Here is a 14,035-nt window from a genome sequence, read left to right on the forward strand (position 1 = left end):
ACCGGTCAGGACTCCAGCAGTTCCATCCAGGCCGCTTCGGCTTTTTCAAGCTGCGCGGCAGCGGTTTCGCGGTCACGGCCGATCACCGCCATGCGCGTGGCATCGGCGTAATTGGCCGGGTCGGCCAGCTGCCGGTCCAGTTCGGCCAGGGCGCCTTCCAGCTCGGCCACCTTGGCTTCGGCGGCGGCCAGCTTGTGCGGGTTCACCGGCTTCTTCTGCACCACCTGCGCCACCGGGGCGGTCTTGACCACCACCGGCTCTTCCACCTGCTCCATGCGCGCCTTGGTGCCCTGCGCCTGCGGGCGGGTACGCAGCCAGGCGGCGTAGGCATCGAGGTCGCCGTCGAACGGCTCGACCACGCCATCGGCCACGCGCCAGTAGGTATCGCAGACCAGGCCGATCAGGTGGCGGTCGTGCGAGACCATCACGATCGCGCCTTCGAAGGTGGCCAGTGCTTCGGCCAGCGCTTCGCGCATTTCCAGGTCAAGGTGGTTGGTCGGTTCGTCCAGCAGCAGTACGTTCGGCTGCTGCCAGGCGATCAGCGCCAGCGCCAGGCGTGCGCGCTCGCCACCGGAGAAGCCATCGACCGGCTCGAATGCGCGGTCGCCGGGGAAGTTCCACTTGCCGAGGAAGTCGCGGAACGACTGGTTCGGCGCATCCGGGGCGATCTCGCGGAAGTGCTCCATCGGCGACTGGCCTTCGTGCAGCGACTCCACCGTGTGCTGGGCGAAGTAGCCGATCTTCAGGTCCGGGTGCGCCATGCGCTCGCCGACGATCGGTGCCAGCTCGCCCACCAGGGTCTTCACCAGGGTGGTCTTGCCGGCGCCGTTCGGGCCGAGCAGGCCGATACGCTGGCCCGCTTCCAGGCCGAAGCCGACGTTGTGCAGGATCACCGCGTCCTTGCCGTAGCCGGCCTCGACGTGGTTCAGGCGGATCAGCGAGAACGGCAGCTTGGCCGGCGGCGCGAATTCGATGCGGAACTCACGCTCGGCGCGCACCGCTTCGGTGCCGGCCAGCTTGGCCAGGCGCTTCATGCGGCTCTGCGCCTGCGCGGCCTTGCTGGCCTGCGCCTTGAAGCGGTCGATGAAGCTCTGCAGGTGGGCGCGCTCGGCCTGTTCCTTCTCGTGCGCGATCTGCTGCTGGCGCAGCTGTTCGGCGCGCTGGCGCTCGAAATCGGTGTAGCCACCCGGGTAGAGCTTGGCGCCACCACCGTGCAGGTGCAGGGTGTGGGTGGCGACGTTGTCGAGGAACTCGCGGTCATGCGAGATCAGCAGCAGCGTACCCGGGTACTTCAGCAGCCACTGTTCCAGCCAGTACACCGCGTCCAGGTCGAGGTGGTTGGTCGGTTCGTCCAGCAGCAACAGGTCGCTGGGCATCATCAGCGCGCGCGCCAGGTTCAGGCGCACGCGCCAACCGCCGGAGAACGAGGACACCGCGCGGTGATGGGTCTCGGCCGGGAAGCCGAGGCCGTGCAGCAGCTTGCCGGCGCGCGCTTCGGCATCGTAGGCATTGAGCTCGGCCATCTTCGTGTGCGCCTCGGCCACCGCTTCCCAGTCTTCACGGGCGGTCGCCTCGGCCTCCGCGGCCAGCACCGCGGCCACTTCGATGTCACCGCCCAGCACGAAGCTCAGCGCCGGGTCCGGCAGCGACGGGGTTTCCTGCGCCACGCTGGCGATACGGACCTTGCCGGGCAGGTCGACGTCACCCTTGTCGGCCTCCAGCTCGCCCTTCACCGCCGCGAACAGGCTGGACTTGCCAGCACCGTTGCGGCCGACCACACCCACCCGGTAACCGGCGTGCAGGGTCAGGTCGACATTGGACAACAGCAGCCGCTCGCCGCGGCGCAAGGCGAAATTACGAAGGGAGATCATCGGGGGAGGGGTCCATATAACCGGATGGAATGTGCTGGTAAGCACTGTTCCTGCGACGCAATTCTAGCGTTAACGAATACTTGACGCGTCCCGGGATGCGCAGTGGCCGACGTTCCTCTCTCCCACGTCCTCGCCGCGCGCGTCCCGGGCTCCCTTCCCGCCAGCGCTGATCCGGGCTAAATGGTTGCTGCTGCAACGTTTTTTCTGACGCCCGGCATTTGACAGGCACTGAATATCCCGTTAATTGCTGTATTGCGCACCGCAACAACCGCCGTCCGCCTCACCCCCGTGATGTCGATTCCGGTGCCGCCCCTGCCAACCGGAGCCCCATCCCGATGACCCGCAAGACCAGCCTGATCGCCGCCGCCGTCGCTGTCGCACTCGGTGGCTCTCCGTTCGTCGCCGCTGCCCAGCAGGCCGGCACCGCCGCCAACACCCTGGACACAGTGATCGTCACCGGCACCCGCGTGGCCGACCGCACGGTGGCCGAATCGCAGTCGCCGATCGACATCATTACCCCCGAAGCACTGCAGTCCACCGGCACCAGCGAACTGGCCACGGCGCTGTCGCGCGCGCTGCCCTCGCTGAACTTCCCGCGCCCGGCCCTGACCGACGGCACCAGCGGCGTGCGCCCGGCGCAGCTGCGCGGCCTGTCGCCGGACCAGGTGCTGGTGCTGGTCAACGGCAAGCGCCGCCACACCTCGGCGATGATCAACGTCAACGGCAGCATCGGCCGTGGCTCGTCGGCGGTGGACATCAACGCGATCCCGATCGCCGCGATCGAGCGCGTGGAAGTGCTGCGCGACGGCGCGTCGGCGCAGTACGGCTCGGACGCCATTGCCGGCGTCATCAACATCGTGCTCAAGGGCAGCGGCCGTGGCGGCAGCCTGGCGGTGGATTACGGCCAGTACTCGGCCGGTGACGGCAACAAGTACCAGCTGTCCGGCGATACCGGCGTCGAGTTCGGCAACGGCCGTGGCCGCGTGCACGTGGCCGGCCAGATCAGCCAGCAGGACGAGAGCAACCGCGCCGGCCCGTACCGCGGCACCACGCCGAACACCGGCAACTTCCCGAGCATCGGCCAGAAGACCTTCATCGTCGGCGACCCGCGCGTGGATGCCACCGCCGCCTCGGCTAACGCCAGCTTCGACTTCAGCGACCACGTGACCGGCTACGCCAGCGCGCTGCTCAGCAACCGCGACATCACCTCGTTCGCGTTCTACCGCTCGCGCAACCACAGCGGGCAGAGCGCGCTGCTGGCGCAGACCTACCCGGATGGCTACGTGCCGGAGATCAACCAGTATTCCAAGGACCGTTCGCTGGTGGCCGGGGTCAAGGGCAACACCGACAGCGGCTGGACCTGGGACCTGAGCCTGAACCACGGCGAGAACACCCTCGATTTCCACACCCGCAACAGCATCAACTACAGCCTCGGTGCGACCAGCCCGCGCTCGTTCTACGACGGCACGCTGAAGTACCAGCAGGACATCTTCAACGCCGACCTGACCAAGTCGCTGGACTGGGGCCTGGCCTACCCGGTCACGCTGTCCTTCGGTGGTGAGTACCGCAAGGAGAAATGGGACCAGAAGCCGGGCGAGCTGAACTCGTACACCGGCAGCGGCGCGCAGGGCTTCGCGGGCTTCACCCCGACCAATGAAGTGCATGCCGACCGCCACAACTACGCGGTCTACGCCGGCCTGGAAGCGGACCTGACCGAGAAGTTCTCGGCGGGCATCACCGGCCGCTACGAGGACTACTCGGACTTCGGCGACCGCTTCTCCGGCAAGCTGTCGGCGCGCTACGCGTTCACCGACAAGGTCGCGCTGCGCGCTACCGCGTCCAGTGGCTTCCGCGCACCGTCGCTGGCGCAGCAGGGTTACCAGGCCGTCACCAGCCAGTTCCTCAATGGCGTGTTCGTTGAACGCGGCACCTTCCCGACCACCAGCCCGGCCGCGCAGGCGCTGGGCGCCTCGCCGCTGAAGGCCGAGACCTCCACCTCCTACAGCCTGGGCCTGGTGCTGCAGCCGGTGGACCGCCTGTACATCACCGTCGATGCCTACCAGATCGACATCGATGACCGCATCGCGCTGTCGTCCAGCATCACCACCAACGCCGCCACCAGCGCGCTGCTGGGCACCCTCGGCCTGCCGCAGGTGACCGCGTTCTCGTACTTCACCAACGGCCTGGATACGCGCACCCGCGGCGTCGACTTCGTGTCCAGCTACACGGTGCCGTTCAGTGCCAGCAGCCTGGAACTGACCGCCGCCTACAGCTACAACGACACCGAAGTGCGCCGCGTCGGCGGCACCCCGGCGGTGTTTGGCACGCTGGGCCTGACCCAGTCGCTGATCGGCCGCGATGAGATCGGCCGCATCGAGGACAGCTACCCGCGCGACAAGGCGATCCTGAGCGGCACCTGGCGTTCGGATCACTGGGAACTGGGCCTGGCCGCCACCCGCTACGGCAAGTTCACCGTGCGCAACTCGGCCACCGCGCTGCGTGACCAGACCTACGGCGATGCCTGGGTGGTGGATGCCTCGGCCAGCTACAAGCCGAGCAGCAACTGGACCCTGACCGTGGGCGCCGACAACCTGCTGGACAAGTACCCGGACCGCACCGAAGACCTGCAGAACTCCACCTTCGGCATGCTGCCGTACAGCAACTACTCGCCGTTCGGCTTCAACGGCGCGTATGTGTATGGGCGGATCAAGTACACCTGGTAAGGGGTAGTGCCGGCCGCTGGCCGGCATTCCGTGGCCCGGGTGGGGTCAGATCCCTTTTCCTGCAGGAAAAGAGATCTGACCCCATTTGCCTGCTGGGTTTGCTGCATCTGGCGCATTAGGTGAAAATCGGGGCATCCCCCCGAATTCTGCGAGAGCCGATGCACCATGACACCGACCTGATCAACATCGTTGCCGTTGGCCTGGGGCTCGCCTTCATCTTCGGCGCGCTGGCCAACAAGCTCCGCTTGTCTCCCCTGGTCGGTTACCTGGTTGCTGGCATCTGTGTAGGCCCGTTCACCCCCGGCTTCGTCGCCGACCAGGCGCTGGCCAACCAGCTGGCCGAACTGGGCGTGATGCTGCTGATGTTCGGTGTCGGCCTGCACTTCTCGCTGAAAGACCTGATGGCGGTCAAGGCCATCGCCATCCCCGGTGCCATCGGCCAGATCGCGGTCGCCACCCTGCTCGGCTGGGGCGTGGCCTCGCTGATGGGCTGGCCGGCCATCCATGGCGTCATCTTCGGTTTCTCGCTGGCCACCGCGAGTACCGTGGTGCTGCTGCGGGCGATGGAGGAACGCCGCCTGCTGGAGACCATGCGCGGCAAGATCGCGGTCGGCTGGCTGATCGTGGAAGACCTGGCCTGCGTGCTGGCACTGGTGATGATGCCGGTGATGGCCGGCGTGTTTGGCCCCGATGCGGCCAAGGAATCGCACTCGCTGGGCAGCGTGCTGGCCGACATCGGCTGGACCTTCGTGCAGCTGGGCCTGTTCGTGGCGGTGATGCTGGTGGTCGGGCGCCGGGTCATTCCGTGGATCCTGGAACGCATCGCCGGTACCGGCTCGCGCGAACTGTTCACCCTGTCAGTGCTGGCGATCGCGCTGGGCGTGGCATTCGGCTCGGCGATGCTGTTCGGTGTCTCGTTCGCACTGGGCGCGTTCTTCGCCGGCATGCTGCTCAACGAATCGGAGCTGAGCCACAAGGCTGCGCACGATTCGCTGCCGCTGCGCGACGCGTTCGCGGTGCTGTTCTTCGTCTCGGTCGGCATGCTGTTCGACCCCAACATCCTCGTCCAGCACCCGTGGCAGGTGCTGGCCACGGTGCTGATCATCATGTTTGGCAAATCGGCCGCGGCGTTCTTCATCGTGCGTGCGTTCGGCCATCCGACCAGCACTGCGCTGACCATTTCGGCCAGCCTGGCGCAGATCGGCGAGTTCGCCTTCATCATCGCCGGCCTCGGCGTGGCGCTGCAGATCCTGCCGAAGGAAGGCCAATCGCTGGTGCTGGCTGGTGCGCTGGTGTCGATCATGCTCAATCCACTGGTGTTCGGCCTGCTCGACCGTTGGCAGGCCAAGCAGGAACAGCAGCCGCAGCCGGCGGAACCAGAAGAGGCCATCGGTCCCTCGCGCGACCTGCGTGACCACGCCATCGTGATCGGCTACGGCCGGGTCGGCAGCGAACTGGCGCAGGTGCTGCGCGATCGCGGCGTGCCGGTGCTGGTGATCGATGACAACAAGGAACACGTCGAACAGGCGCACGCCAAGGGCCTGGCGGCGATCCGCGGCAGTGCCGCCGCCGACCGGGTGCTGGCCGAAGCTCATCCGGAGCGCGCCAAGATCGCGGTGCTGGCGATTCCGCAGCCGCTGGAAGCCGGTGAGGCGCTGGCCAAGCTGCGGGCGATCAACCCGGACCTGACCCTGCTGGCACGTGCGCACAGCGATGCCGAGGTGAAGCACCTGCTGGAACACGGTGCCGATGGCACGGTGATGGCCGAGCGCGAGCTGGCCTATTCGCTGGCGGAGATGATCATGTCGACGCCGCCGTACCGGAATCTGGGGCAGCACAGCATTCCGGTGGTGTGAGGGGTGTGGGTGCGGCAGGGCTTGCAGCCCTGCACCTGCCAAAGCAACGGCAAAAGCAAAAGCTGACTATCCGTGGGATGGCGGGGAGGGTCCGGTTGCAGGGGACGCCGTGAATCCGTCCATGGAGGCTCGGTCGCGCCATCCATGGCGCTCACGCCCCTGCAACCGGACCCACCCCGCCTTCGACGGTTCGCTGCTGCTGTTGGTGGGTGTCGACCTTGGTCGACACGGCGGCGTATGGGGTCAGATCCGTTTTCCGCAGGAAAACGGATCTGACCCCGGAAACATGAAAAATCCCCGGTCGACCCGCATCGACCGGGGATCTGGATCGCCACGTTGCCACGCCTTGGAGAGGCAGCTCCACCGTAGCGCATTGCGCGATGGGTGGTGATCGCCTGTGGCGATGACGACCAAGCGTGTGGCTATCAGGCGCCGGCCAGGGCCTGCTCAAGGTCCGCGCGCAGGTCGCCGATGTGCTCGATGCCGATCGACAGACGCACGGTGTCTTCGCTGACGCCGGCCTTGGCCAGTTCAGCTGCGTCCAACTGGCGATGGGTGGTGGACGCCGGATGGGTGGCCAGCGACTTGGCGTCTCCCAGGTTCACCAGCCGGGTGAACAGCTTCAACGCATCGAGGAAGCGTGCGCCGGCTTCACGCCCACCCGGCAGGCCAAAGGTCAGCACGCCCGAGCCGTGGCCACCGAGGTAGCGCTGCGCGGCGGCATGCTCCGGGTCGTCGGCCAAACCAGCGTAACGCACCCACGCCACCTTGGCGTGCGCCTTCAGGAACTGCGCGACGGCCAGTGCGTTGGCGTTGATGCGCTCCATGCGCAGTGCCAGCGTCTCGATGCCCTGCAGGATCAGGAAGGCATTGAACGGCGACAGCGCCGCGCCGGTATTGCGCAGCGGCACTACGCGCGCGCGGCCGATGTAGGCGGCAGGGCCCAGGGCCTCGGCGTAGACCACGCCGTGGTAGCTGGGGTCGGGCTGGTTGAGGCGGGCGAAGCGCTTCGGCTGCGCAGCCCAGTCGAAACGGCCAGAGTCGATGATCGCACCGCCCAGGCTGTTGCCGTGGCCGCCCAGGTACTTGGTCAGCGAATGCACCACGATGTCGGCACCGTGCTCGAACGGGCGCAGCAGGAAGGGCGTGGCCACGGTGTTGTCGACGATCAGCGGCACGCCGGCCGCGTGAGCGACTTCGGCGATGGCGGCGATGTCGGTGACATTGCCGCGCGGGTTGCCGATCGATTCGACGAACACCGCCTTGGTTCGCTCGTCGATCAACGCGGCGAACGCGGCCGGATCGGCGGGGTCGGCGAAGCGCGCCTGGATGCCGTACTGCGGCAGCGTATGCGCCAGCAGGTTGAGGCTGCCGCCATACAGCGCGCTGGAGGCGACGATGTTGTCGCCGGCCTCGGCAATGGTCTGGATGGCATAGGTGATCGCGGCCTGCCCCGAGGCCAGCGCCAGTGCGCCGATGCCACCTTCCAGGGCGGCCAGGCGCTGCTCCAGCACGTCGGTGGTGGGGTTCATGATGCGCGTGTAGATGTTGCCCGGCACCTTCAGGTCGAACAGGTCGGCGCCATGCTGGGTGTCATCGAAGGCGTACGCCACCGTCTGGTAGATCGGCACCGCCACCGCGCGGGTGGTCGGGTCGGGACGGTAGCCGCCATGCACGGCCAGGGTTTCCAGTTGCCACTGCGGGTCGCTCATTGCACCAGGCTCCATCCGGGGAAACCGCCACCATAGGCCAGCCGCAGCCTGGCACTGAGAGCCACTGGCGATGACGTGCGTACCGGCGGTTATCAGGTTGGCCGGGATTCAGGCAGCCGTCATGAGCCGTTGCTAGGCTTCGCCGCCGGGCGCTCCTGCCCGGGCACGGAGGCCCCACGCGCATGCAGCCATCCCCTTGGACACCCCCCACCAACGGCATGCCGACACCGGTCCTGCTGGTGGAGGACGATCGTCGCCTTGCCGAACTGGTCAGCGACTACCTGCACGAGCATGGCTTTGCCGTGCAGCATGTCGCCCGTGGCGACCAGGCCGGCGCCGCCTGCCGCCAGCATGCGCCGGAACTGGTGGTACTGGACCTGATGCTGCCCGGCCTCGGTGGCATCGACGTGTGCCGGCAGATCCGCAGCTTCTCCGACGTGCCGATCCTGATGCTGACCGCCTGCGAGGACGACATCGAACAGGTGCTGGGCCTGGAATCGGGCGCCGATGACTATGTGCACAAACCGATCGAGCCGCGCTTGCTGCTGGCCCGCCTGCGCGCGCTGCTGCGCCGCCGCCACGGCAGCAGCAACACCGGCACCCCCTGCCGGCTGATGCATGGTGAACTGCTGATCGACCGCGTGCAGCGCGACGTACACCTGCACGGCCAGCCGGTCGAGCTGGGCACCACCGAATTCGAGATCCTGTGGTTGCTGGCCAGCCAGCCCGGGCAGATCCTCTCCCGCGACCAGATCCTGCAGGCGGTGCGCGGCATCGGCTTCGATGGCCTGGACCGCAGCGTCGATGTCAGCATTGGCAAGCTGCGCCGCAAACTCGGCGACGATGCGCGTGAACCGCGGCGCATCAAGACCGTGTGGGGCCGTGGCTACCAGTTCAATCCATCGGCCTGGTCGGCGTGAAGCGACTGTTCCTGTGGCTGTGGTTTATCACGGGTGCCTGCTTCCTGGTGTCGGTGTTCTTCCTCAACCACATCCTGGACGGCATCTACACGCCTGTGCAGGATCGCGTGTTCGTCGAGCAGGTGCGCGGGCAGGTGTACGCCCTGCGCAGTGGCCTGGCCGGCCTGGACGCTGGCCAGCAGCGTGAGCGCCTGCAGCAGTGGCAGCCACACTACGGCATCGCTCTGACCCTGCTCGACAGCCCTCCCGCGCTCGCCCCCCAGGAACAGGCAGCCGTGAAGACCGATGGCTTCATCGTGCGCGATCAATACCAGCAGGTCCTGCTGCCCATCGAAGGCATCGGAGGCCGGTGGCTGCACCTGCGCCTGCCTGGCGCGGTGCAGATGACGACGTACATGACAATCGCGGCATACCTCAGCATCCTGCTGCTGGTCGGCGCCAGCCTGTACGCCTGGGTGCGCCTGCTCTGGCGCGATCTTGAAGCGCTGCGCCTGCACGCCGACCGCATCGGTGCCGGTGATCTGCAAGCGCGCGCACAGGTCTCGCCGCGCTCGCAGATCCGGGTCATCGTCGAACACTCCAACCGCATGGCAGCGCGCGTGGCCGAACTGGTGCAGCGCCAACGCGACCTGACCCATGCGATCTCGCACGAACTGCGCACCCCGATCGCGCGCGTGGCCTTCGGCCTGGACCTGATGCAGGACAGCGATGATCGCGAACGTCGCGAGCGACTTGCGCAGGGACTCCACGGCGATCTGGCCGAACTCAACCGGCTGGTCAGCGAACTGCTGGCCTATGAGCGGCTGGAACACCCCAGCGAAAGCGAGCCGCTACAGCGCATCGAAGCCAACGACTGGCTGCAGGCCTGCCTGGCCGATGTGCGTCGTGACGCCGAACGCGCCAGCCTGGTGCTGCGCGTGCTGCCCAGCGCGCTGCCGCGCGTGGACGCCGAGCCGCGCCTGCTGCAGCTGGCGTTGAGCAACCTGGTCGGCAACGCGCTGCGCCATGCACGTTCACAGGTCGAGGTCTCGCTGGTCGGCGTCGACGGCCGTGCCTGCCTGCGTGTGGATGACGACGGCCCCGGCATCGCCGAAGCCGATCGCGAGAAGGTGATGCGTCCATTCACCCGCCTGGACGACAGCCGCAGCCGCGATACCGGCGGCTTCGGCCTGGGCCTGGCCATCGTCAGCCGCATCGCCGCCCGCCACGGTGGTGAGCTGCGCATCAGCCGCGCCACGCTGGGCGGCGCGCGTCTGGAAATGCACTGGCCGCTGGCTGCCAGCTGAACGCCCGAGGGCGCGATTACAGTTGATTACAACTCCCGCACAACTGCGGAGGGAACCGTCGCCGGCATATCGCCACGCTGGCGACCCTGCAGCGTACGCCGGATGCGCGTGCTGCTTTCCTCCCATTGCCGAGAGTTTCCATGTCCCAGCGTCGCCGTTCCCGTTCCCCTGCCCTGCTCTGCCTGGCCGTGTTGCCGCTGTTCGCCGCACCGATCGCCCATGCCAGGGATGACCACTGGACCTTCGAAGTTGCCGCTGGCGGCGGCGTGACGCCGCGCTACAGCGGCAGCGAGGAGTATCGTGCGACGCCGTCGTTGTCCTTTGATGTCACCTCGCCGGGGGGATGGTTTCTGGGCACCAGTGGCATTGGCTGGGGCACCTCCATCGGCGAGCACACCCGCGTGCGTGCCTATGTCGGCGCCAGCGGCATCCGCAAGGAAAAGGACTCGCTGCTTGGCGGTTCGGACTTCCTGCGCGGCATGGGCGATATCGATACCCGTCCCCTGGTCGGCGTCTCGGCTGGTTATACGCTGGGCGAAGCCGTGCTGAGCGGTTCCTGGCAGTTCACCCGCAAGGATGAGGACAAGGCCGAGAATGGCCTGGCCACCCAGCAGGTGCACCTGAACCTGACCATGCCGCTGTTCGACCTGGCCGGCGGTGTGGTCAGCGGCAGCGTCTCCACCGACTACGGCAACCGCGGCTACATGCAGACCTGGTACGGCGTCAGCCCGGAACAGGCGGCGCGTACCGGCTTTGCCGAACACAAGCCGAAGGCCGGCCTGTTCAGCGCCGGTGTCGGCCTGAAGTGGAGCCACCGCGTGGGCCGCAACGGCAACTGGTACATCTCGGCCGAAGGCACGCGCCTGCTTGGCGATGCCGCCGACAGCCCGATCGTGCAGAAGCCCAACCAGTTCGGCTTGATGAGCGGTTACACGCACCGCTTCTGAGAAGTCGCCGGGCATGGCCCGGCGCTACCGGAGAAAACGGGGCGCTACGATCAGGCAGCGCCCCGCATGATTCACGCCTTGGCGAACACCAGGTGACCGCCGTCGTTGCCGACTTCGATGGTGTCGCCGTTGACGAAGGCCCCGGACAGGATCTTCTGTGCCAGCGGGTTTTCCAGCTGCGCCTGGATCGCACGCTTCAACGGACGCGCGCCATACACCGGATCGAAGCCAACGTTGCCGAGCAGGTCGAACGCCGCATCGGAGACCGCCAGCTTCAACCCACGCTCGGCCAGCCGCTTCTCCAGCCCACGCATCTGGATGCGCGCGATCTGCTTGATCTGCTGCTTGTCCAGCGGATGGAACACCACGATGTCGTCCAGGCGGTTGATGAATTCCGGACGGAAGTGCGCCTGCACCACGCCCATCACCGCCGCCTTCATCTGCGTGTAGGCCTCCGGGCTGTCGTCGGCGCTCATGTCCTGGATCTGGTGCGAACCCAGGTTCGAGGTCATCACGATGACGGTGTTGCGGAAGTCCACCGTGCGACCCTGGCCATCGGTCAGGCGACCATCGTCCAGCACCTGCAGCAGGATGTTGAACACATCCGGATGCGCCTTCTCCACTTCGTCCAGCAGGATCAGCGAATACGGACGACGACGCACGGCCTCGGTCAGGTAACCGCCTTCCTCGTAGCCGACATAGCCCGGGGGCGCACCGATCAGGCGGGCGACGCTGTGCTTCTCCATGAACTCGCTCATGTCGATGCGGATCATGGCGTCGGCACTGTCGAACAGGAACTCGGCCAGCGACTTGCACAGTTCGGTCTTGCCCACGCCGGTCGGACCGAGGAACAGGAACGAGCCGGCCGGACGGTTCGGATCGGACAGGCCCGCACGCGAGCGGCGCACCGCATCGGAGACGACCTTGATCGCTTCCTCCTGGCCGACCACGCGGTTGTGCAGCACCTCTTCCATGCGCAGCAGCTTGTCGCGCTCGCCTTCGAGCATCTTGTTGACCGGAATACCGGTCCAGCGCGAAACGACTTCGGCAATCTCCTCGTCGGTCACGCGGTCCTGAACCAGCTTGAAGTCCTTGTGCTCGGCTTCCTGCGCGGCGGCCAGCTGCTTTTCCAGCTGCGGCAACAGGCCATACTGGATCTCGCTCATCCTGGCGAAATCCTGGCGGCGCTGCGCGGCCTCCAGTTCCAGCCTGGCCTGCTCGACCTGTTCCTTGATCTTCGTCGCCCCCTGCAGCGCGGCCTTCTCCGACTTCCAGATTTCATTGAGATCGGAGAACTCGCGTTCCAGCGCCTCGATGTCGTTCTCCAGGTCGGCCAGGCGTTGCCGCGAGGCTTCGTCCTTCTCCTTCTTCAGCATCTCGCGCTGGATCTTCAGCTGGATCACCCGGCGCTCCAGGCGGTCCAGCTCTTCCGGCTTGGAGTCGATCTCCATGCGCAGGCGCGAAGCGGCTTCGTCCATCAGGTCGATGGCCTTGTCCGGCAGCTGGCGGTCGGTGATGTAGCGGTTGGACAGCGTCGCGGCGGCGACGATGGCCGGGTCGGTGATCTCCACGCCATGGTGCAGCGCGTACTTCTCCTTCAGGCCGCGCAGGATCGCGATGGTGTCCTCCACCGACGGCTCACCCACGAACACCTTCTGGAAGCGACGCTCCAGCGCGGCATCCTTCTCGATGTATTTGCGGTACTCGTCCAGCGTGGTGGCACCGATGCAATGCAGCTCGCCGCGCGCCAGCGCCGGCTTCAGCATGTTGCCGGCATCCATCGCGCCATCGGCTTTGCCGGCGCCGACCATGGTGTGCAGTTCGTCGATGAACAGGATGATCTGGCCTTCGTTCTTGGCCAGGTCGTTGAGCACGCCCTTCAGGCGTTCCTCGAACTCACCGCGGAATTTGGCACCGGCGATCAGCGCGCCCATGTCCAGCGACAGCACGCGCTTGCCGCGCAGGCCCTCAGGCACTTCGTCGTTGATGATGCGCTGGGCCAAGCCCTCGACGATGGCAGTCTTGCCCACGCCGGGTTCGCCGATCAGCACCGGGTTGTTCTTGGTCCGGCGCTGCAGCACCTGGATGGTGCGACGGATCTCTTCGTCGCGGCCGATCACCGGGTCGAGCTTGCCGCTCTCCGCACGCGCGGTCAGGTCGATGGTGTATTTCTCCAGCGCCTGCCGCTGTTCCTCGGCATTCTCCGACTGCACGTTCTCGCCGCCACGCAGCTTGTCGATGGCTGCCTGCAGGCGGGTCTTGTCGGCACCGGCGGCGCGCAGCGCCATGCCCAGCGTGCCGCCATCGTCCAGCGCGGCCAGCACGAACCACTCGCTGGCAATGAAGGCATCACCGTGCTGCTGGGCCAGCTTGTCTGTCTGGTTCAACAGGCGCCCCAGGTCGTTGCCCATTGAGACGTTGCCGGCCTGGCCGGACACCTTGGGCAGCGCATCCAGCGCCTCGGTCAGGCGTTCGCGCAGGACCGGCACGTTCACCCCCGCCTGGGCCAGCAACGGGCGCGTGCTGCCGCCCTGCTGGTCCAGCAGCGCGCTGAACAGGTGAACCGGTTCGATGATGCTGTTGTCGCGGCCCACGGCCAGCGACTGTGCGTCTGCCAGCGCCTGCTGGAAACGCGAGGTGAGCTTGTCCATCCGCATTGCGAATCCTCATCGGTCATCAGGGCCGGCCCGCGCCGGCGATGCTGGAAAGATGCGGTTGCC

The 14,035-nt window shown here is 66.9% G+C and carries 8 protein-coding genes; 5 read left to right on the plus strand and 3 right to left on the minus strand.

The annotated features are described in order from the left end of the window. Nucleotides 1-5: 5 nt before the first annotated feature. Nucleotides 6-1,871 (minus strand): ABC-F family ATP-binding cassette domain-containing protein, encoded by a 1,866-nt coding sequence (locus ACZK0Z_RS17805; protein ID WP_043400521.1) that lies wholly within the window; start codon nt 1,869-1,871, stop codon nt 6-8. A gap of 335 nt (nt 1,872-2,206) precedes the next feature. On the opposite strand from ACZK0Z_RS17805, the gene ACZK0Z_RS17810 reads away from it, so the two are divergent. Both ACZK0Z_RS17810 and ybaL read left to right on the plus strand, forming a co-directional pair. Next, nucleotides 2,207-4,594, plus strand: coding sequence for a TonB-dependent receptor domain-containing protein (locus ACZK0Z_RS17810; protein WP_197633036.1), 2,388 nt, complete (start codon nt 2,207-2,209; stop codon nt 4,592-4,594). Between the two features lie 158 nt (nt 4,595-4,752). Further along, nucleotides 4,753-6,450: a YbaL family putative K(+) efflux transporter gene (gene ybaL, locus ACZK0Z_RS17815; protein WP_049428477.1), complete on the plus strand. Its 1,698-nt coding sequence runs from the start codon at nt 4,753-4,755 to the stop codon at nt 6,448-6,450. Between the two features lie 425 nt (nt 6,451-6,875). Here ybaL and ACZK0Z_RS17820 read toward each other — a convergent pair whose 3' ends face one another. Then, complete coding sequence (locus tag ACZK0Z_RS17820) at nt 6,876-8,162, minus strand: O-acetylhomoserine aminocarboxypropyltransferase/cysteine synthase family protein (protein ID WP_197633784.1); 1,287 nt, start codon at nt 8,160-8,162, stop codon at nt 6,876-6,878. Nucleotides 8,163-8,344: 182 nt separating this feature from the next. On the opposite strand from ACZK0Z_RS17820, the gene ACZK0Z_RS17825 reads away from it, so the two are divergent. The 3 genes from ACZK0Z_RS17825 (at nt 8,345) to ACZK0Z_RS17835 (ending at nt 11,315) form a co-directional block, all read left to right on the plus strand. Next, entirely contained in the window at nt 8,345-9,082 is a 738-nt protein-coding gene (locus ACZK0Z_RS17825) for a winged helix-turn-helix domain-containing protein (RefSeq protein ID WP_197633785.1), read from the plus strand. Next, a complete protein-coding gene (locus tag ACZK0Z_RS17830) occupies nt 9,079-10,368 on the plus strand; it encodes an ATP-binding protein (protein WP_197633786.1) in 1,290 nt (429 codons plus the stop codon). The genes ACZK0Z_RS17825 and ACZK0Z_RS17830 overlap by 4 nt, the downstream gene beginning before the upstream one ends. 140 nt (nt 10,369-10,508) lie before the next feature. Further along, entirely contained in the window at nt 10,509-11,315 is an 807-nt protein-coding gene (locus ACZK0Z_RS17835; RefSeq protein ID WP_197633787.1) for a MipA/OmpV family protein, read from the plus strand. 71 nt (nt 11,316-11,386) lie between these two features. Here ACZK0Z_RS17835 and clpB read toward each other — a convergent pair whose 3' ends face one another. Next, on the minus strand, nt 11,387-13,972 hold the full coding sequence (clpB, locus tag ACZK0Z_RS17840; protein WP_049430692.1) for an ATP-dependent chaperone ClpB: 2,586 nt from the start codon (nt 13,970-13,972) through the stop codon (nt 11,387-11,389). Nucleotides 13,973-14,035: the final 63 nt, after the last annotated feature.

This window comes from Stenotrophomonas sp. 116085_Sma, assembly GCF_056479585.1.